Origin of the sequence: Enterococcus sp. BWB1-3 (assembly GCF_016745275.1) — a bacterium.
Taxonomy (GTDB): Bacteria; Bacillota; Bacilli; order Lactobacillales; family Enterococcaceae; genus Enterococcus_L.
On sequence record NZ_JADOEP010000004.1, the window covers coordinates 33580 to 54956 of the forward strand.

Annotated in this window: 18 protein-coding genes and 1 pseudogene; 16 read left to right on the plus strand and 3 right to left on the minus strand. The window is 37.0% G+C overall.

The window, feature by feature from the left end; genetic code table 11:
* Positions 1–9: 9 nt before the first annotated feature.
* On the minus strand, positions 10–696 hold the full coding sequence (locus tag IW492_RS04235; protein WP_202065666.1) for a phosphoribosylaminoimidazolesuccinocarboxamide synthase: 687 nt from the start codon (positions 694–696) through the stop codon (positions 10–12).
* Between the two features lie 804 nt (positions 697–1500).
* Between IW492_RS04235 and IW492_RS04240 the strand changes: the two genes are divergently transcribed.
* Entirely contained in the window at positions 1501–2400 is a 900-nt protein-coding gene (locus tag IW492_RS04240; RefSeq protein ID WP_202065668.1) for a hypothetical protein, read from the plus strand.
* A gap of 1071 nt (positions 2401–3471) precedes the next feature.
* On the opposite strand, the gene IW492_RS04245 is transcribed toward IW492_RS04240, so the two are convergent.
* Positions 3472–4341, minus strand: coding sequence for an AraC family transcriptional regulator (locus IW492_RS04245; protein ID WP_202065670.1), 870 nt, complete (start codon positions 4339–4341; stop codon positions 3472–3474).
* Between the two features lie 168 nt (positions 4342–4509).
* Between IW492_RS04245 and rhaB the strand changes: the two genes are divergently transcribed.
* The 12 genes and pseudogenes from rhaB to IW492_RS04300 all read left to right on the plus strand — a co-directional run bounded on the left by rhaB (position 4510) and on the right by IW492_RS04300 (position 17397).
* Positions 4510–5976 carry a rhamnulokinase gene (gene rhaB / locus IW492_RS04250; protein ID WP_202065672.1) on the plus strand — a complete coding sequence of 489 codons (1467 nt, stop codon included), beginning with the start codon at positions 4510–4512 and terminating at the stop codon, positions 5974–5976.
* Positions 5977–7224 carry an L-rhamnose isomerase gene (gene rhaA / locus IW492_RS04255; RefSeq protein WP_202065674.1) on the plus strand — a complete coding sequence of 416 codons (1248 nt, stop codon included), beginning with the start codon at positions 5977–5979 and terminating at the stop codon, positions 7222–7224.
* A 73-nt stretch (positions 7225–7297) separates the two neighbouring features.
* The gene (gene rhaD / locus IW492_RS04260; RefSeq protein WP_202065676.1) at positions 7298–8125 is read left to right on the plus strand and encodes a rhamnulose-1-phosphate aldolase; all 828 of its coding nucleotides are present in this window, start codon (positions 7298–7300) and stop codon (positions 8123–8125) included.
* A 129-nt stretch (positions 8126–8254) separates the two neighbouring features.
* Positions 8255–8332, plus strand: a pseudogene (locus IW492_RS18610) (iron-containing alcohol dehydrogenase); the annotation flags it as partial.
* Positions 8333–9407: 1075 nt separating this feature from the next.
* Positions 9408–10631 carry an arginine deiminase gene (gene arcA / locus IW492_RS04265; protein ID WP_202065677.1) on the plus strand — a complete coding sequence of 408 codons (1224 nt, stop codon included), beginning with the start codon at positions 9408–9410 and terminating at the stop codon, positions 10629–10631.
* 361 nt (positions 10632–10992) lie between these two features.
* Complete coding sequence (locus tag IW492_RS04270) at positions 10993–11316, plus strand: DUF3139 domain-containing protein (protein WP_202065679.1); 324 nt, start codon at positions 10993–10995, stop codon at positions 11314–11316.
* 1 nt (position 11317) lies between these two features.
* On the plus strand, positions 11318–12115 hold the full coding sequence (locus IW492_RS04275; protein ID WP_202065681.1) for a YiiX/YebB-like N1pC/P60 family cysteine hydrolase: 798 nt from the start codon (positions 11318–11320) through the stop codon (positions 12113–12115).
* Between the two features lie 469 nt (positions 12116–12584).
* A complete protein-coding gene (gene argF / locus IW492_RS04280; RefSeq protein ID WP_202065690.1) occupies positions 12585–13604 on the plus strand; it encodes an ornithine carbamoyltransferase in 1020 nt (339 codons plus the stop codon).
* 18 nt (positions 13605–13622) lie between these two features.
* Positions 13623–14564 carry a carbamate kinase gene (gene arcC / locus IW492_RS04285; protein ID WP_202065700.1) on the plus strand — a complete coding sequence of 314 codons (942 nt, stop codon included), beginning with the start codon at positions 13623–13625 and terminating at the stop codon, positions 14562–14564.
* 47 nt (positions 14565–14611) lie between these two features.
* Complete coding sequence (locus tag IW492_RS04290) at positions 14612–15307, plus strand: Crp/Fnr family transcriptional regulator (RefSeq protein WP_202065703.1); 696 nt, start codon at positions 14612–14614, stop codon at positions 15305–15307.
* A gap of 104 nt (positions 15308–15411) precedes the next feature.
* Positions 15412–16860 (plus strand): YfcC family protein, encoded by a 1449-nt coding sequence (locus IW492_RS04295; RefSeq protein WP_202065707.1) that lies wholly within the window; start codon positions 15412–15414, stop codon positions 16858–16860.
* Positions 16861–16935: 75 nt separating this feature from the next.
* Positions 16936–17397 (plus strand): ArgR family transcriptional regulator, encoded by a 462-nt coding sequence (locus IW492_RS04300; protein WP_202065709.1) that lies wholly within the window; start codon positions 16936–16938, stop codon positions 17395–17397.
* Between the two features lie 792 nt (positions 17398–18189).
* Here the strand turns inward: IW492_RS04300 and IW492_RS04305 are convergent.
* Positions 18190–18948, minus strand: coding sequence for a DeoR/GlpR family DNA-binding transcription regulator (locus tag IW492_RS04305; RefSeq protein ID WP_202065711.1), 759 nt, complete (start codon positions 18946–18948; stop codon positions 18190–18192).
* A gap of 164 nt (positions 18949–19112) precedes the next feature.
* Between IW492_RS04305 and IW492_RS04310 the strand changes: the two genes are divergently transcribed.
* Genes IW492_RS04310 through hxlA form a run of 3 tightly spaced genes read left to right on the plus strand, consistent with a single transcriptional unit; the run spans position 19113 to position 21283 of the window.
* The gene (locus IW492_RS04310; protein ID WP_202065713.1) at positions 19113–20060 is read left to right on the plus strand and encodes a class I mannose-6-phosphate isomerase; all 948 of its coding nucleotides are present in this window, start codon (positions 19113–19115) and stop codon (positions 20058–20060) included.
* Positions 20061–20078: 18 nt separating this feature from the next.
* Positions 20079–20642, plus strand: coding sequence for a 6-phospho-3-hexuloisomerase (gene hxlB / locus IW492_RS04315; protein WP_202065715.1), 564 nt, complete (start codon positions 20079–20081; stop codon positions 20640–20642).
* 11 nt (positions 20643–20653) lie between these two features.
* Positions 20654–21283: a 3-hexulose-6-phosphate synthase gene (gene hxlA, locus IW492_RS04320; protein WP_202065723.1), complete on the plus strand. Its 630-nt coding sequence runs from the start codon at positions 20654–20656 to the stop codon at positions 21281–21283.
* The last annotated feature ends 94 nt before the right edge of the window (positions 21284–21377 follow it).

The window sequence follows — 21377 nt, forward strand, 5'->3', positions numbered from 1 at the left end:
ACCTTTTGTTTATTGAATTTTATCTAGGATAAGCTGTGCACACTCAATTTGGTTGGGAATATTACCTGCTTCATCTTTGACACGCCAAATATCAGGAGTGATTTCATCAACGACATACATTCTTCCATCATTATCACAGCCAATTTCAATTTTAAAATCAATTAAGGTTAAGTTCATTTCTGCTAAAGAATCTTTAAGAACTGTCCCAACTTTTGTTAAGAGATCGAGTGCTTCTTCGTATTGTCCGGGTTTTAAAATCCCCTTCATCTGGCACAGACGATCAGTAATCAACGGATCACCTTGTTCATCGTCTTTCAACGTGACTTCCAAATAAGGCGGGTTAAATGGTAATCCTTCTGGTAAGGTGAAACGGCGACACATACTGCCCGCCGTGAAATAGCGTAGAACAAATTCTAAATTTGGTACCGTTAGTTGGCGAACATTCATTATACCTTTTTCGATATCTGCCCCCAAGTAATGCGTAGGGATGTCATTTTTTTCCATTAGTTCAAAAAAGTATTGGGAAACAGTTAAACCAATTTTTCCCTTACCGACAACACTGCCGCCGACTGTGTTGGAACCTGGATCAAAGACGCCATTTTCACCGGTTGCACTGTCTTTAAATAATAAGTAAACTTCTTTACTTTCTTCATCCAGTAAGACTGTTTTCGTTTTACCATCGTACAATTCTTTCATGTTCTTCCCGCCTTCTCAAAAATATTCAGTGTTTTCAAAAATGATACCATTGAATATTTATGATGTCGATGTTTTTCCGTATTTTAATGATAAAAAGAAGAATAAAGTTCGGTTTTGGATGATAATTAGTGTGGGTTCTAGGTTAAATTGGTTTTTACACTGTTTTTTTCTGATGTTTAATCGGCATAAGTTTTCATTAAGGAACCAGAAAACAATCGAAGTCATGGATGTGGATATCAGAGATGTTTTCTTCTAATAAGGGGTGTTTCCTTTTTTTGTAATCAACTGTTAAAAAAGGGAGATAGAGATTCTCCAACGATGTGAAATAATTATATAACCCAGTTTCCTTTGCTTGTCCATAAGTCTCTTGAACGTGTATGACAAATGAAGAACATAATCGAATTTATTTGTTTATTCATTGACCAGGGAGTGGAAAAGTCGAACAGGCTGCTGCAAAATATTTTATTGTATAAAATATCAATTGCTTATTGTGACAAGAGACTGATAAAGAGGAGCAGCTTCGATGCTATATAGTTTCTAGTAGTTGCTGTTCCAATGCGCTAAATAGTTTTGCTGTGAATGAATTCATTGCTTCTCTTCCAGTAGGGTAGTTCATACGGTTGAATTAAATTATTCCTTTACGTATAGTTCGGATTTTTGTTTGTATTCAGTCTCATTAGAATTTGCTATAATATATATTACCTGTTATTTTTAATGATTAAGTATATTTTAAGATGAATAATTCAGTTAAAATAAATGAAATATAGGTCAGTTATTTCAATTTGGAAAGGATGTAAAGAATCAATGCCAAATTCTTCTCGACAAAAAAAACGACATAGGAAAAAAAGAAAAACTGGATTTCCCTGGATTGCAAAAGCTTCAATCATACTGTCTATTATTCTAATTTTGACAGTCAGCTATTTTTTTTGGAACCAGCCAAAGAAGCAGCTGACTGAAGCAGAAAAAACGACCTCTTTTTCAAAGACTTCAGAGGAAGAGGTACTTTCAACATCCTCAACATTCTCCGAAAGCAGCTCCAAGGATTCAGGTAAAGCGGAAGAATCAACAATGAGTTCTGAGCAACAGCCTACTGAGGAAGAGTTGGAGGATCAGCGGATCGCCAAACAAATGGAAAACACAGTTATTTCGCGACCGATGACCTATGAACGCTTGGATGAGGGCATAAATGGGGAGCTATTGGGAAAAATAATTTGTGATAAGATTGGACTGAATATTGACTATTTTCAAGGTGTTGGTTATGAAACTGGAAGTGAATGGTCTAACGATCCCAACTCTGATGATCAGCGTTTACTAAATGCCTGTGGAGCAAAGAAAGAGCAGGTACTGGGTCAAGATAACGTGGTTGTTGCTGCTCATTCAGCATTTTATGCAACTCCTGAAGAATATTTTAATCCGCTTTTAAAAACAGAAGCAGGAACAATCGGTGAGTTAGACACTGTTGAAGGATTAATGTTAAAGATAAATGATACAATCCATGTTTTACAATTTTCTGATAATAAAGAGTACAAATTTAGGGTTTCCGATATTTTTCTTGATGATGAAACAGGTATTTTTTCTAAAACAATAGATGCACAAGGAGATATTGATGGGCGACCTCAACTTACCCTATATGTTTGTGCTGATCCAATAGGCAATAAACGCTTAGTTATTCAAGCCGAATTAGCTAGTATATCTGAGGCTTAATTCAAGTGCACAAGGGAACAACCTTTCTGATGATTTGCGGTTTTAGATGATGCCATTTTATCAGTAAAAGTTGTTCCTTTTTTATGTTTGAACACTTAAAAAGCACTGGTCAATTTTCCTTAAGGAATTTCTGCCAGCATGAAACATTATAGAGGCTTTTTTGTCACTCTTTTAAAGCTGGAATGGATACTTTTATAGATACCTATCCACATCCGCTAATAGATTTTTTAATTTCATAGAAGAAGTTAGCTAACAATACTCCTTTCATACTATATGTAATATTCATTCCTCTTTCAGGTATAATTTCCCCAATATCCATTTTACTGATTTTGAAAGCTCAACATCAGCAATTTTCCAACTCTCATCATTCTTTTTATTATCCAATGCAAACGTAAATAATTTTGATTGAATTAAGAGTATAAAACTAATCAAAGAAAGATAACGTTAACGTGAACGCTATTGACTTATGAATCAACTGAACCAGTTGATTTGAAATAGAATAAATAAAATACCGGATGCTTCTCTGGTTGAATACATGAAGAAAATTCCACTTGAGTAAGTTTGTCCGACATCTTAAAAGAAACTAACTCATGTCGTGGTGGGCGGCACTTATAAAGATTGATGATATGCTAATTGCATTATAAATCGAGAAGGTCAGAAGCTTGATGGAAATTATGGACAAACGATCAAGATAATTCTAGCGTTCAATGAAGTTTCTGAAAGAAAAATTGAGAACTTCCTCAATTTTTTGCGTGAAAGAGTATTGGCAATGCTTAATGTATATGGAAAGATTTATTTAGATGGGGCTATTATCTTGGCGAATCAAAATAGAGAGGCAATTTAGATGAGAAGACGTAAATTGTTGGTTCTCTGTTTACTTATCTTTGTGCCGTATAGTCCTCTAAAAAGAAAATATCCTGTTCTTTGTTAAATCAACATATACGGTATGGAATAATAATGGCTAGAGATACTCATTAGAATATGCGAATGATTGAAATATTCAGTTTTCAGTTATTTGCCGGATTATTTTGGAGCGTTTTATTCGTTCTAAAATAACCCGGCGATGTTGTCTTAACCAATTTTTCTGTAGACCCCGGGTGTAAGTCCAGTCTTTTTTTTAAATAGTCTGCTGAAATAAGCAAAATTATCCCAGCCCAGCTCCAGAGCAATTTCCTGAATCGATTGATCGGAGTAGCGCAACAGATCTTTTGCAAAGGAGATCTTTTTGTTGATTTGGTAGTTGATGGGCGGCTGTCCGATAAACCGTGAAAACTCTCTGTTTAGCTGATATTTATTAATATGAAACTGTTTTTCCAGCTGTTCCATTGAGAGTGATTCTTTAAACTGTCGGTCAATAAAAGCCTTCATGGCTAATACATAATCTGGAATTTCTTCATAAGTAAAATCCAACTGATTTTTCTGAATCAGCAATTCATTTAGGAGCTGATGCAACAGTACAGAGCTTTGGAAATCTGTTTGGGCATGCCGGTTTTCCTGTACATGTAATAATTGACGAAGGATTAAATGAATCGGATTTTCCAAATTAGCTGTGTTACTGTGAAAAACATTGGAGCCGTTCTTCATGAATTCCTGATAGAACAATTCAGAATTTCCTCCATAAAAATGCACCCAGTCCATTTCCCATGGCTCTTCACTGATGGTCTGGTAATGCTGATAGTCCATACAGTCAATAAAAAAAATATCTCCGGCTTCGAGTATGTATTTCTGATTCTTATAGGCGAGGCAGCCTTTACCTGAATGGGTGAACTTCATTAAAAAGGATGGCAGATTTTCTCTTTCTGTGAAATAAGGGCGGGAAGCTTTAAAATAACCTATTTCCTGTACATAATAAAAAAGCTCTTTACTTTTTTCAGAAGGCGTATTGATGTAACGGATGGAATCCTGGCTCCAAGAATGGTTTGCTTTTTCCCAATAAGACATTTGATTTTCTCCTTCTATCAAGATAGTGCAATTATATATCAAAAATGTTTGATGTGAAAGAGGTGAAATCATACTATTATTAGTTTGTGATCGGAATTTTTGTGGATTCATCTTTATAAATGATACCGCTTTATGTTCTGACAAGAAAGTGAAATGGAAGGTGGGAGAATGATCGATACATATATTGCTGTAGATATTGGTGCTTCAAGCGGCCGTTTAATGAAAAGTAAATGCAAGGCAGATGGCAGTATCACTCTAGAAGAGATCCATCGATTTAAAAATGGTTTTAGAAAAGTTGATGGTCATGACCGTTGGGATATTAAACGGCTGATAAAAGAAATACTTATCGGGTTGGAAAAATTAAAAAAATCCGGAGTTGCTTCTTGCTACGTTGGGATTGATACATGGGCGGTTGATTATTGTCTGGTTGATGAAACAGGTAAGCTGTTGGAAGAACCGATTTCCTATCGGGATGTCAGAACGGAAAATGCGATTAAATTTTTTTCTGAGGCTTACTCATTAGAAAAATTATATGACAAAACAGGTATCCAGATACAGCCGTTTAATACACTCTTTCAATTATTTGTTGAGGATAAGGAGAAGTTGAGTCAGGCTGCGAAGCTGCTGCTTATTCCAGATTATTTGGGCTTTGTTTTTACTGGAAAAGCAGTTACGGAGAAAACCAATGCTTCTACCATGCAGCTGCTAAATCCTGCTACACAGGATTGGGATCAAGAGTTGTTGGTATTAGCTGGAATCACTAAAGAGCAGTTATCCTTATTGGCTGATCCGGGAACTTTTCTTGGAGAGTTGATAAAGGATCAGTTCTTGGAATATGACTTGCCGAATGCCAGCTTTATAACAGTTGCGACACATGATACCGCCTCGGCTGTGATTGGTACGCCGGGATGCGGCAAAGAGTGGGCCTATCTCAGCAGCGGAACCTGGTCTCTTTTAGGAATTGAAACGAAGGTTGCCACTATCACACGCAATGCATTTTATGAAAATTACACCAATGAATGGGGGGCACATAATACGATTCGCTTTTTGAAAAATATTATGGGCATGTGGCTGATTCAGGAGGTTGCCCGCATACAGAATTATCAATACAGCTATGCTGAACTAGCTGTTATGGCAGCAAAGGAAGAGCCCTTTCAGCAATTCATCAATGTGAATGATGAACGGTTTCTGAATCCGGAAAATATGATCCTCACAATACAAGATTATTGCCGTGAAACTAGTCAAAGGGTTCCGAAAACTACCGGACAAATCGCTCGCTGTATTTATGACAGTCTTGCTTTGTGCTATGCCATGGAGCTGGAGAAGATGAAAGTGCTGACGGATACCGGTCGGCCGATTGATAAACTGCAGATTGTTGGTGGAGGATCAAACAATAAATTTTTAAATCAGCTGACAGCTAATGCTGCTTCAATCACTGTTGAAGCCGGACCGGATGAGGCAACTGCTATCGGTAATATACTTTTGCAGATGATCGCTGCAGGTACGTTTAAAGACCTGGAAGAAGCAAGAGAGGCCATCAGGCAGTCATTTGAGATCTCTGTTCATGAACCTGAAGCATTCGATGCAGCAATACTTGATTCGTATAAAATTTTTTTAAAGGGAGCGAAAAGCTAAATGACAATAAAACAGCGTTATGAAGAAGCGAAAAAGAAATATGCTGCTCTGGGAGTGTATACAGATAGAGTAGTGGAAAAGATGGATGAAGTGAAAATTTCCATGCATGTCTGGCAAGGGGACGATGTCAAAGGATTTCTAAGTGATGGTGAGCTTTCCGGCGGTATTTCCGTAACAGGTGATTATCCAGGAGCAGCACGAACTCCTGAAGAACTTCGAAAGGATCTTGAAAAAGCGTATGCAATGATTCCGGGAAATCACAAGCTGAATCTTCATGCAATCTATCTGGATACGGAGGAGCAGGTAGATTTGAATGAGATTGAACCAAAGCATTTTGAAAAATGGGTAGCCTGGGCTAAAAAACAGGAGGTGGGACTGGATTTTAATCCGACCTTTTTCTCACATCCCATGTATAAGGATGGCTTTACGCTTGCATCTGCAGATAAAGAAGTTAGAGATTTCTGGATTGAGCATGGCAAACGTTCAAGAAAAGTGGCTGAATACTTCGGAAAAGAGCTGGGTCAAGTCTGTGTAAATAACTTTTGGGTACCTGACGGCTTTAAGGACAATCCAATTGATCGCTTGTCGCCAAGAAAGAGATTGATGGAATCGCTGGATGAGATTTTCTCAGAAAAACTGGATGAAAAATATATCTTAGATGCCGTTGAAAGCAAGCTGTTTGGGATCGGTGCAGAAGCTTATACTGTGGGCTCTCATGAGTTTTATATGGGGTATGGTCTGACAAGAAAGAAGCTGGTTTGTCTGGATGCCGGACACTTTCATCCGACAGAGGTCATTTCAAATAAACTTTCTTCTTTGTCATTATTCAGTGAAGGAATCCTGCTGCACGTCAGCCGTCCGATCCGTTGGGATAGTGATCACGTGGTAATCATGGATGATGAGCTGCAGGAAATCGGAAGAGAACTTGTCCGTAATGACTTGCTGCCGATAACCAATATCGGTCTGGATTTTTTTGATGCGACAATTAATCGTGTTGCTGCTTGGGTCATTGGAACAAGAAATACACAAAAGGCAATTATGAAGGCGATGCTTGAACCCACAGAAGAGTTAAAAGAGATTGAGCTTTCCGGCGACTATACCACTCGTTTGGCAATGATTGAAGAATTAAAGGATTACCCATTTGCAGATGTCTGGAATTATTACTGCGAGTTGAAGAAGGTACCTGTTGGACTGGATTGGCTGACGAATGTCAAGGAATATGAAAAAAATGTATTGAGCAAACGATAATGAATAGGAGTCAAGAAAGTATTGACTTAAATGAATTGTTGGATAGTTTAAGAAAGGAATGTGTAACGTAAATATGAAAAAAATGGATATTTTACAAGCACCATTTGTACGTGAAATGGTTGAGGTGACAACGAATTTATACCGTTTAGGCTGGGATGAGCGCAACGGCGGCAATATCTCCTATTTATTAAAGAAGGAAGAAATTTTGCCATTTCTTGATCCAAATGAGGTACTAAGAACGATCCCCATGATTTTTGACGGAAGCAAGCTTGCCGGAAAATACTTTATCGTGACAGGTTCCGGAAAATATTTTAAAAATGTTTCTGCCGCTCCGACTGACAACCTTGGTGTTGTTCGCGTAAGCGATGATGGGAAAGGGGTAGAGCTGCTGTGGGGACTGACAAATGATGCGGTACCAACGAGCGAGTTGCCCAGTCATTTTATGAGCCATATTGCTCGTTTAGAGGTTGATCCGGAAAACCGGGTGATCATGCATAATCATGCCAGTCATTTACTGGCGATGAGCTTTACTCATAATTTGGATGAAAAAGCATTTACTCGTACCTTATGGCAAATGTGTACAGAGTGTTTAGTTGTCTTCCCGGAAGGTATTGGGGTTCTTCCCTGGCTGGTTCCTGGAACGAACGAGATTGGTAAAGCCACAGCAGCAAAGATGAAAGAAACACGCCTAGTATTATGGCCCCAGCATGGTATCTATGGTGCTGGAAAAGATATGGATGAAGTCTTTGGATTAATTGAAACGGCTGAAAAAGCAGCAGAAGTCTATACCTATGTTTGTGCCCAGGGCGGGATAAAACAGACAATCTCAGATGAGAATCTTTGGACACTGGCTGATGCGTTTGGTGTAATCCCTAAAGAAGGCTATCTTGAAGAACGATAGGAATTAATTTTATGGCGTGAGGAGTACTTGTTGATTATAAAAATACAGCTTTTGCAAGTACTTAATCACTCTTACTTCAATTGTTTTGAAAGTAGTTTATATAGAAAAATGCAAGGTGGGACTAGGGAGATGGCAAACAGAATGATTTTAAATGAAACATCATATTTTGGAAAGGGAGCCATTAGCGAGGCTGCAGGAGAATTCAAAGTCTGATGCAACAGTTATGAAAACTATCGGATGGTCTAGCCGGAGAATATCATATTCTATAAATTGGAAATAAACCCTCAACTGGTGATGGTGAGTCCATAGCTATTAAAAATGAAAATTTTTTGTTTTGGAATATACGGATTTTGGCTATTCCCATTTAAAGTGATACTTTATTAACCTGTAAAATACCCGTCTTTAAGTGATGAATTTTAATAGCTGTATACTATTTTGAGTTGGCAGAGTATTCTTTAAGATGCTCTGCCAACTCTTTTTAACTGCAATTAAAGATAAAATAGATTAAAGTTGTAAGTAAGGATAAATGATGCTGTTCTTCACTGGTATATTTTCAGGATGATTTGCTTATTTATCCTATTTATCAATCGATAAATTTGACGGCAGCTGTAGGAGCGTGCTCCTGCAGCTGATCTATCAGTTATTCTTGATGACAAAAGAAAGAATATTCAAGTTCAGCAAAAGTTTTTGAATGAATAGGAATGTCTGAAAATATTAAGGAATGGTCGTTCTAGTTTAGAATTTTTCTGAGTTAGAATTATCATTTCTTTTTCATCAAAATCTTTACTTCCATTTTGAGCTGGTAGTAAAAGCAATGTTTCTATCATTCCAGAGATAAAGATTGCTGCTTTAGGAGGTTATTAATTATTTAAATTACTCTTTAAAAAACTAATGAAAAGATTCGTTTATTTATTTTCAAATGTTATTTATTAATTTGAAATCGACAAATAATATCCATGTAATTAAAAGCCTTCAATTTAATGACCTGCTGACTCCTGCAGTGATAATGAATGTTGTTTTAATAGTATCTTTTTTAACACTGGGAAAGCTTTATTATCTTATTTATTAAGTTACTCCTCTTTTTACATTAGAAAAAACTTATTTTGGATTAATATAAATTTTTAAAAGGAACAAGTGTAAATTTATTTAAAAGGATGTATATATTCATCTTTTCTGCATAATGAGAAGGATTGGGCATTAGTGAAGAGAAAAGGCTCGTTTGGAAGCGTTTAAATAATTGTTATTATAAGGGTGTCCAAAATAACAATGGGAGGTTTTATTTATGGAAAATGCAATTAATGTTTTTTCAGAAATTGGAAAGCTGAAGCAAGTGATGCTGCACCGTCCAGGTAAAGAATTAGAAAATTTGATGCCTGACCATCTGGAGCGGCTGCTGTTTGATGATATTCCTTTTTTAGAACAGGCAAGAAAGGAGCATGATTATTTTGCAAATACACTTCGCTCAAAAGATATTGATGTCTTGTATTTGGAAGATTTGGCAGCAGAAGCACTGATTTCTGAGGAAATTAAGAATCTGTTTCTGGATGAATATCTTAATGAAGCAGCTATTCAGGATGAAACAATTAAAAATGAAATTAAAGAATACTTTCTGTCACTTGATACAAATCGTGAATTGATCGATCAGTCGATGGCAGGCTTAAGAAAAAATCAACTGTCGGGGATTCAGTCTACTTCATTAACAGGATTAGTAGATGATCACTATCCTTTCTTCATTGACCCAATGCCGAACTTATATTTCACCAGAGATCCGTTTGCTACGATTGGTAACAGTGCTTCTTTGAATAAGATGTATTCAGAAACAAGGCGAAGAGAAACACTTTATGGGAAATATATTTTTAAATACCATCCAATGTTCAAGGACAATCCGGTTAACCTACTTTATAATCGTGAAAATAATACAAGAATCGAGGGTGGTGATGAACTGGTTTTATCCAGCAAAGTAATGGCAGTGGGCATCTCTCAAAGAACTGATGTCGTTTCGATTGAGCGGCTTGCATGCAATATTTTTGAAAGTGAAAAAAGCTTTGAGCATTTATTAGCCTTTAACATTGGGGAGAAAAGAAAATTTATGCATTTAGATACGGTGTTCACTATGGTGGATTACGATAAGTTTACCATCCATCCGGAAATTGAAGGGGATTTGATTGTCTATTCTATTTCAAAGGAAAATGGGGAGATAAGGATTGTTGAAGAAAAGGATACACTGGAACATATACTCTGTCGTTATTTAAAATTATCGGCTGTTGAGCTGGTTCGCTGTGGAGGTGGTGATATTACTGCAGCTGCAAGAGAGCAGTGGAATGATGGATCAAATACATTAACGATCGCACCGGGAGAAGTAGTTGTCTATGATCGCAACGTGATTACGAATAAGCGTCTGGAAGAAGCCGGAGTGAAATTAAACTATATTCCAGGCAGTGAGCTTGTTCGCGGTCGCGGCGGACCAAGATGTATGAGTATGCCGTTTGTAAGAGAGAATATCTAGCGTGAGTACGGAAACTAGCTGAGATTTCAAAAAGTAAAACGAAAAATGTACCTGGCTTAGTCAAACGTCCAGCTAAATTGTTTATGAACCAATTTTAGGGGACACCCAATAAACTTACGATCCGTCATTTTTTTAAATAGCAATGATTCAAGCGGAAGTAAGCTGTACTAGATGGGGATCAACACACGCCATCAAGGTGTAAAAGAAGTTTCGATGTTTTTATGTAGCTTCATCGTTTCCAACCCATGATCGACCAATACTTGTTTATTGATCCGCCTTGATTGAACCCAATTAGAACAATATTTTGCGAGTTTCCGGACTTGCTCATAATTTGAAAGAGGTGTTTGTTATTAAAAGGGTAATGTTAGTTATAATTGGAATTGTTGCGATTGTATTTTCCTCCATCTATGTTTACCAAATTCCTGTTAAAAAATATATTGCAGAACAAGAGTTGTATGAATTACTTGAAAATGAATATGGGCTGAAATCAACCAATATTCAAATTACTAATATTATTAGGGATATAAAAAGTGTGAGAGGAGGTGTTGGCATCAGATTTACCGTGACAAATAGTTCGTTGTTATATGATTACGATTACTCTGTTTCAAAGAAAAATTGGATTCGTGGTTATGTAGAAAATGGCAGGTATTATAATACAAATAAAATATTTTTTGAGGAGGAATGATATGAAAAAATTTTTGTGTATTCTAAGTTTTTTAGGAATTTTAACTGCTCTTTTGTTTAATAGTAGTAAGGTATTTGCAAGTGAGATGGATGATTTCTTAAGCGAGTATGCGTTAGTCGGAGAAAAATTAGATGAATTTGAAAGAAACGAACGCTTTCAAATAAGTCAGAGGGGAGCCAAAGAAAAAGCTTTAGATTTAGCGACATTACAGGAGCAATATGAACAATATAGGTCAATTGGGGTCTTTGATGAGGAAATTACTTTTGATTTATATGTTCAATTAGCAACAACTCCCCCTCCATCTGATCCAGTAATTCCAGAATTTCGAAGTGTTGCCGGAAATCCCCAAGCTGGTGATATATTAATTACTAACGGCACTTCTTTAGGTGGCTTAACTGGTCATGCCGGAATCTTCTTGGGAGAATTAGGAAATGGCGGTATTCTATCTATACAAGGTCCAGGAAAAACTCCTGAAATTATAGGAATTTTTACTTGGATGCAACGATATGGTGGGATAAACAAATGGACAAAAGTATACCGTCCTACATCTCAGTATAAATCAAAAGCAGCAGCTCAATGGGCTATAAATAACTACCAAGGGAAAAAATATAATTATGGAATAAATACAAAAATTTTTGAAAAAGATCCAACATATTGTTCTAAAATTGTTTGGCAAGCTTTTTGGCATTCATCTGCTGCGGTGCAAGTAGGAGGAATTCATCAACCATTGATAGCATCTCCTTATGATTTGCCTGGTTATTTCGATAAAAAGCCTTCTCACATTGTTACATGGCAATAGCTCAAAGCTCCTTCATAAATAAAACCAAGTTATTTGCCAGTTTTAATTTTAGATTAAGAAACTATGCAGTTCAAAAGAATTGTTGGATCTTTGGTAGGTTTTCCAGTATGAGAATAGGCCTATCGAAGTAATGGGATGGCTGGATCCAAATCCAGCATTTGGAAGAGTTGGATATTGTTGTGATGGAAGATCAAATTGTCATTTGGTATTTTCGCTAAGGCGACATTCAATTAAGATAAATAACAGGAATGGGTCATAACTTGACGGAGTATAAAAAAGATCACCTTTCATTTAGATACAGGGTACTTGTTCACAAGCGATTATCAAGAACGGTTTTTCTTGCCAAGTAAAAACCCTTAAAAATAGGAAAAAATTGAGGTAGATCAACAGCAACAATCTTGATTGAACCCAATTAGAACAATATTTTGCGAGTTTCCGGACTTGCGCATCTAACATAGGAGGAACGAAAATGACATCAGTATTTCAAGGTAGAAGCTTATTAGCAGAAAAAGATTTTAAAAGAGAAGAGCTGGAATATTTAATTGATTTTTCCATTCATCTCAAAGATTTAAAGAAACAGAATATACCGCACAGATATTTGGAAGGAAAAAATATTGCGCTTCTTTTTGAAAAAGCATCCACACGTACAAGAGCTGCATTTACCACTGCGTCCATTGATTTAGGGGCTCATCCGGAATTTTTAGGCGCAAACGATATTCAATTAGGGAAAAAAGAATCTGTTGAGGATACCGCAAAAGTTTTAGGAAGGATGTTTGACGGAATTGAGTTTCGTGGTTTTAGTCAGGAAGTAGTGGAGGATCTGGCAAAATATTCAGGTGTACCGATTTGGAACGGGTTGACAGATGAATGGCATCCAACTCAAATGATTGCAGATTTCATGACTATTAAGGAAAACTTCAAAACGCTGGAAAATATTACACTTGTCTATGTTGGTGATGGTCGTAACAATATGGCAAACAGCTTGCTGGTTACAGGAGCGATTTTGGGTGTGAATGTTCGAATTTGTGCACCAAAGGAACTGCATCCGGAAAAATCAGTCGTAGATTATGCTGAACAATTTGCATCAAAATCAGGCAGTAAATTACTAATCACAGATGATATTGCAGAAGGCGTAAAAGGTGCAAATGTACTTTATACAGATGTTTGGGTTTCAATGGGTGAGGAAGACAAATTCGAGGAACGTGTGAGTATGCTTAAGGATTATCAGATTAATATGGATATGGTAAAAGCAACCGGTAATGCTGATGGAGATCTGATCGTTCTTCACTGTTTACCGGCATTTCATGATACAAATACAACCTATGGAAAAATGATTAAGGAAAAATTTGGTATTGAAGAAATGGAAATTACAGATGAAGTTTTCCGAAGTAAATATGGAAGACAATTTGAAGAAGCAGAAAATCGGATGCATTCCATTAAAGCAATTATGGCAGCGACTTTAGGAAACCTGTTTATTCCAAAAGCATAGGTAGAAGGAGGAGTATGTGTGACTCAAAGAAAAAAGCGAATTGCAGTAGCTTTGGGCGGTAACGCCATTCTGACCAAGGATGCCAGTGCTGAGGCTCAACAGCATGCATTGGAACAAACCTCTAAACATTTGGTTGAGCTGATTCAGTCAGATGTTCAGCTGATCATATCACATGGGAATGGACCTCAGGTAGGCAATCTGTTGTTGCAGCAACAGGCGTCTGACTCTGAAAAAAATCCGGCTATGCCTTTGGATACCTGTGTAGCAATGACACAGGGAAGTATTGGCTTTTGGCTTCAGAATGCTTTAGAAAGGGAAATCAGAGAAGCAAGCTTAAATAAGAAAGTTGCAACCATCATTACCCAGATAATTGTGGATAAAAAAGATGAAGCATTCAAAAATCCCAGCAAGCCGATTGGTCCATTCCTTACACGTGAACAAGCTCAAGCTTTAGAAAAAGAAACAGGAGCTGTTTATAGTGAGGATGCTGGAAGAGGCTGGCGCAAAGTTGTGCCAAGTCCCAAACCAATAGCCATCCAAGAGCAGTATAGCATAAAAACGCTGGTTGACAACGATATTATAACCATTTGTTCCGGCGGTGGAGGAATTCCGATTGACAGTCAGTCGTTTCGAGGGATAGAGGCTGTTATTGATAAGGATTTTGCTTCTGAAAAATTAGCAGAACTGGTTGATGCAGATATTTTTATTATTTTAACTGGTGTGAAGCAAATTGCGCTGAATTATGGAAAGAAAAATGAACAATGGCTGGATCAAATGACTGTTGCTGAAGCAGAACAATACATGAAGGAAGGGCACTTTGCTCCTGGTAGTATGCTGCCGAAAGTGGAAGCAGCTGTCCAGTACGTCAAATCTCGACCAGATTGTAAAGCAGTAATCACTTCTTTAGAAATGCTTGCAAGCATTGATGAACAGGGTGTTGGTACAGAAATCATTTTTTGATTTAGATTACGAACCAGAATGAAAATAGTTCTTTTGGAGTGAGACATATGGAAACAAATGACAGAGCTAAAAAGCAAAGAATTACTAGTGAATATCCTTATTTCTCGGTCTTGGACAATGAAACTCAAGGGCTTCTAATTGAAAATATGTATTGCCGTTCATATAAAAAAGGACAAATACTTTTTTTTACAGATGATAAACGAGATAGAATTTTTTTCTTAAACAAAGGGTTAGTTCGGCTTGAACGATCAGAGGAAAGTGCTGTATACAATTTCCTGGGAGTTATCGGTGAAAAAAGACTATTTCCATTGCTGGGGCTGTTTGAATCAGAAAAATATTACTTTTCTGCGGTTGCTGCGACAGATATAGAGGTGTGCTATATACCTGCTGTGCTTTTTGAAAAAATCGTTCAAATGGATGTATGGAAATTGAAGCTTATTACGGCTGATTTAAATGTGCTCCTCAAAAAACAGGTAAGAAGAATTCAGTATTGTACTACATCTAAGGCGAAGCAGAGAGTAAAAAATACTTTAGCGATTTTGATGGAGGATTTAGGACAGCAGGATGATGACAGAATTATCATTCCGCATCCGATTATGATTAACGATCTATCGAAGCTCAGTGGTACAACAAGAGAAACAGTCGGTCAGACACTTAGAGAATTAGTTAAGAAAAGAAAAATAATATATGAGTACAAACAATTTACTTTTCTTGATGGCGACTATTTTAAATTGGGAAAATAGATTGAGGGACTCTATATAGAGAGGAAAAATATGAAAGGAGCTCTATCTGAAGGCTGAAGTTCAAAAATATTTTTCTTTAGGGCTCTTTCGTATAGAATCGAAAAATGACAAAGAACAAGGAAAAAAAGTCTATTTCATCTTTTAGTATTCTGTTCATCATTCTTATTCTTTTAACCGTGGCTTCATGGATTTTTTCAGGACAAACATTTGCACCGACGTTTCTTTCAGGAGGAACTGAAGAAGTCAGCAGTGTAGTTGGTGCCAGTGTTTCAGATCTGGTAATGTCCCCCTTTAACGGTTTTAGAGATGCGATTGACATTTGTGTATTTATTCTGATTTTAGGCGGATTTTTAAATATTATTACAAAGACAGGCGCATTGGAAGCTGGAATTCAGCATATTGTTCGAAAACTGAAAGGGAATGAGCTGATTCTGATACCAATCCTGATGATTTTATTCTCCATCGGCGGTTCAACTTACGGGATGGCAGAAGAAACTATTCCATTTTATAGTCTGCTAGCTGTAACCATGGTTGCCTCCGGTTTTGATACAATCGTTTCAATTGGAACCGTTATGCTGGGAGCGGGAGCAGGTGTAATCGGTTCCACAGTGAATCCATTTGCAACCGGTGTAGCAATGGATGCTTTAAAAAGCGTTGGAATTATACCAAATACGGGGATTGTTTTAGGAATTGGTTTTACTTTATGGCTTGCTACAACAGCTTACTGTATTTTTTGTGTAATGAGTTATGCTAGGGAAGTAAAGGCTGAAAAAGGTTCAACTATTTTGAGCCTGCAGGAACAAGAAGATATGGAGAAACATTTTGCAAGGACCGATTCGCAGACGATTGAATTCACTGGTAAACATAAAGCGATTTTATCTGTTTTTGCTTTTTCATTTGCCATAATGGTGATTACCTTAATTCCATGGGGATCATTTAATATCCACCTGTTTGACGGCTGGACGTCCTTGTTGACAGGTGAAAGCTTTGGTGACTGGTACTTTGGAGATTTGGCAATGTGGTTCTTTTTGAGCAGTTTGGTTGTTTCACTCATTCAGGGTTTCTCTGAAAGAGAGATCATTGCAACATTTATAGATGGAGTAAAAGACATTTTATCTGTTGTACTGATTATTGTCGTTGCTCGTGGCGCTTCTGTCATCATGCAGGTTACACACCTCGATTTATTTATTCTGGATCGAGCAGCGAATCTGCTTCAGGGCTTGTCTCCGATATTGTTTGTAATCGGTGCGTATGTTTTGTATTTGTTCCTGTCATTTCTGATCCCATCTACATCAGGCCTGGCGTATGTGTCAATTCCGGTAATGGGAGCTTTAGCCAATAATATTGGTTTGAATCCAAATGTCATGATTATGATTTTTACTGCCGGATGCGGACTGGTGAACTTGATTACACCAACTTCCGGTGTTGTCATGGGAGGACTTGAAATTTCCAAAGTGAACTATTCTACTTGGACAAGGTTTATGATGAAGCCGCTCATTATCATTGGAGTCAGCAACCTGCTGATTTTGATTGCAGCCATGCTGTTTCTATAAGCAAAAATTGACATGCATGATTGATTATCAGGGGGAGCTGTTTTTTGCTGGGCAATGGAAAATAGGTGAAGACTTATGAATAAAAATGATCGCCAAAAAAAAATAAAGAAGATAATAATTGAGAATGAAATTGAAACGCAGGATGAACTGCTGATTTATCTGAAAAGAGAAGGTCTTGTGATTACGCAGGCAACGATTTCAAGGGATATGAAAGAATTGAATATTGTCAAATCTTATTTGGAAGATGGTAAGAAGAGACTCACTCTTTTAGTTCTTGAAAAAAATGATTCTGAACTGGATCAAAAGCTGAAAAAAAGTATAAAGGATTACACTAAGTCCATTGAAATTGTTAGATTCATCATTATTATTCGAACAATTCCAAATGGTGCAGATGTCATTGCAAACTATATGGATAAAAAAAGATTTTCTGAAGTAACAGCGACAATTGCAGGATATGATACCTTGATTGTAATCACAAATTCAGATAAGGATGCGGAGAAATTTTGCGTACAATTGAATACGTATATCAATCAATGACAAAAGAATGAGTGTTGATTAATGCCGCTCTGACAGGTTTTCTTAATGAATAGAATAAAGATAAATCAAGCTTGTGATTTAGTTCGTTGCTGAAAAGTACAGTACTTTAAAAGACATTCAAACTGAATTCTCCTTCGTATTATATGAAATGTATAAAGATATCTGGCGCTTATTTATTATTTGATATTTGATGATATATTGCTCAGAAACGAACAGATCATAATGCTCCAGCTTATGTCTGAGAACAGGAAGCTGGAGAGACTTAATAGATAATCGACATGCAAATCGTTTTTGTCACTGTGAGTGTGACAGAGAACAAGCTGCAGGTCGATTGTTTTTTTGAATGACGAGAGGAGTTTCTTATCCATTACTGCTGTTCGCCAAAGGATTTAACACAAAGCTGAAACTACTATATTTGAACGGTTTCATCTATAATGGAATCTGGAAGTAGGGAAGTTGAATGTTGTTTACAGGAGCTAGACATTGTGAATTATAGCCAGCTGTTTGGTTGTTACAAAGAAGTCAGATTATTGTACGAATGGATCGGGAATTCAGTTGTTTTTCGAACTAACTCCTCTCAAGGATTTGACGTGTTAGATGAATATATTTTAAATTACCCATTCTTATGAAAGAGAGCAGAAATGAGTATAATTTATTGGATTAAGTAAAAGTAGACTTTTTCATTCTATGGAATATAAAAAAGCTGTAAACCATCCACTGATAAAGAGGTAGTTTACAGCCTAGTCATTCATGCTTGGATTAATTTACTACAAAAATTACCCAATATTTTTTTCATTCAGATTGAAAAAATATAAGTTCTTTAGGAAATTTTTCCCGTTCCTGGTCAGTCAGTCTGCGCTCCATAAAAATCATATCCAAAGAGTCATAGGTTATAAATGAATAAAGCCCTTCATTTACCAGTTTAGAGGTATCACACAAAATAAAATTTTTCCTGCTGTGTTCAATCACAGCTTTTTTTATTTCCAGCTCATGATAAGAGCGAATCGTTGGGCCGGATTTAGAAAAGCCGTCACAGCCGATAAATGAGATGTCTATATTTAATCCGCTGATTGCATTCAACGTCCAATCACCTACATAGGAATTACTTTTCTTTCGGTATAAACCGCCCGTTAGAAGAATCTGGTTATCAGAAGCAGATAAAACCTGACTGATTTGCAGTGAATTCGTAATGATTGTTAAATCATCTCGCATAACCAATAATTTAGCTAGTTGTAAAACACTTGTACTTGTATCTAGAAATATCGCAGCATTTTCAGGGATAAATTTCATGACAGCTTCTGCAATTGTTATCTTTTCTTCCAAATGGTCACTTTCCTTAACAGAGAATTCATTCTCAAAAAAAGAGTTAACCATGGAGACAGAGCCGTGTTTTTTAGAAATTAAGTTCTTGTCCTGCAGAAGGCTGACATCTTTTCGGATGGTTTCTGTTGTTACTGCGAACCTGTCAGCCAAATCATTGATGCTTACTTCACCCTTGGTAATAACTTCGTGCAGTATTTTATTTTTTCTTTCTTCACTGGTTAATTTCATCCTTCTCCTCCAAAAAAAGTTCTCTACGTAGTATATCATAACAAACTAAATTTTTGGTTATTAAGATCAAAACAAACAGGTTTTATTTAGAAAGGTTGCAAAAACAAAAAAAGTGTTTATAATTTGAAATGTAAGCGAAAACAAATTTAAGGAGTTGGTTTTCTTTGGAAAAGCAAATTTTAAAGATTCTTCCTTTTTTTGAAGCGAGGATATGGGGCGGTAAGCGAATGCTGGAAACGTTTAATTATCATACCGAGATATTTCCAGTTGGAGAAGTCTATAATGTTGCAGCTTTGCCCGGAGAAGCAGATTGTTTTGTTGAAGACACAGATATGACATTATCAGAATTATATACTGCCTGCCCTGAGTGGTTTCAGTGTGACACTGTACAATTACCGATCCGTGTTAACTTACTAGATCCTTTGGCAGACTTGTCAGTTCAGCTGCATCCAGATGATGAATACGCGTTAAATCATGATAACTCTCGTGGAAAACCAGAAGCATGGGTTATTTTGGACACTCCAGAAGACGGCAAGATTGAGTTTGGGCATCATACACGTTCAAAAGAAGAGTTTGTGGAGCTAGTCCAAAGTAAAGAGTGGGGAAAACTGCTTAAGTATCTTCCGGCGAAAAAAGATTATTTTATTGATATTCCTGCTGGTACGTTACACGCAATTGGAAGAGATGTACTGACCTATAATATTTCCAGAAACGCTGACTTGACTTATCGACTGTATGATTATGATCGAGTCGATCCGAATACAAAGGAAGAAAGAGAGCTTCATATTGAGAAGGTGATTGACAATGTGCTGATTCCAGATCGTTCTACAGGATTTGTCTGGTACGATTCCTATTTGAAGGCTGGCTGTGAAATTACTGATTACTGGGATGAGCCAGGGTTATATACATTGAGTCGTATCAAAACAGAAGCAAAGGGGAGATATGAACCAAAGCGATTTGCATTTATCACGATTGTTGAAGGAGCTGGAAAAATAAATGACACAGAAGTTTCAAAAGGCGAGACGATAATTGTTCCAGACCATTTTGGAAAATTAACACTGTCCGGTAAGATGGATATGTTTGTGGCAAGCTATAAAAATTTGAAAAAATAATGAGGAGGACAATTCTGAATGAATCCTGTTGACTTGTCGTATAAGGCAGCGTTGGAGCTGGCGGAAACACTTAAAAATGTGAACATTCAGCAAGTGAATACATTGTTGGAATTGATAAAAATAAAAAAAAGAATATTTGTGACAGGTGCAGGACGTTCCTTGCTTATGCTGAAAGGTTTCGCCATGCGTCTCATGCATATTGGCTATGAAGTCTATATTGTCGGAGAAGTAACCACTCCAGCATTTCTGGAAGATGATTTGTTAATTGCTGCCAGTGCTTCTGGAGAAACAAAATCTTTAATCTCTAATGCCGAACGAGCGAAAGAGTATGGCGGCTCAATCGTTGCACTGACAATTTTTGAACAGTCGAGTCTGGGAAAGCTTGCTAATGAAGTGGTAAAAATTCCGGCATACACAGACAAATTACCTGTGAGTGAAATCAACCGAAAAGGAATTCTTCCGGGGGGAAGTATGTTCGAAGAAGCGATTCTTTTATTAGGGGACTCGCTGATTCTTGAACTGGCGAAAGACCAGCAAGTGGATACAACAAAAGCATTTGAAAATCATGCAAATTTAGAATAGGCGGGATAAAAATGAAATTACAGCTGGCAATTGACGAACTGAATTTGGAGCAGGCGTTAGAACAACTGGTTACTCTTGAACCTTTCATAGATATTGCGGAAGTAGGTACCCCATTTTTAATTGATGCCGGGCGTGAAGCGGTTAAGCAGATCAAAGAAAAATTTCCTCAGCTGGATGTATTGTGCGATGCTAAAATTATGGATGCAGGAGCATATGAAGCACAATTGGCATATGATGTTGGTGCAGCTTATGTGACTGTACTTGGAATTACGGATGATTTAACCATAAAAGGCTGCGTTGATCAGGCAAAAAAACAGGGAAGAAAAGTAATGGCAGACATGATTTGTGTAAAGGATTTAGCTGCAAGAATTCCAGTAATTGAAAGTCTGGGTGTAGATGTTATTGCTGTTCATACTGGTGCAGATCAGCAGGCAGCAGGCAGAACACCCCTTGAGGAGTTAAAAGAAATAAAGAAATATGCTAAAAACGTTGAAATTGCTGCAGCAGGTGGTATTAGCAGTCAAACAATCAATGAGTATGTTGCATTGGAACCGGATATAATTATTGTCGGCAGCGGGATTTTGAATGCGGCTGATCCGCTTAGAGAAGCCAAACTGATTAAGGAAGCATTGAAAAGATGAACAGATACTTTCCTTGTTAGGATTATTGAATATTTTTTCAGCTCATTCAATTGAAAACCCAAAATACTTTATATAAATAATGAAGCCTCTTGCT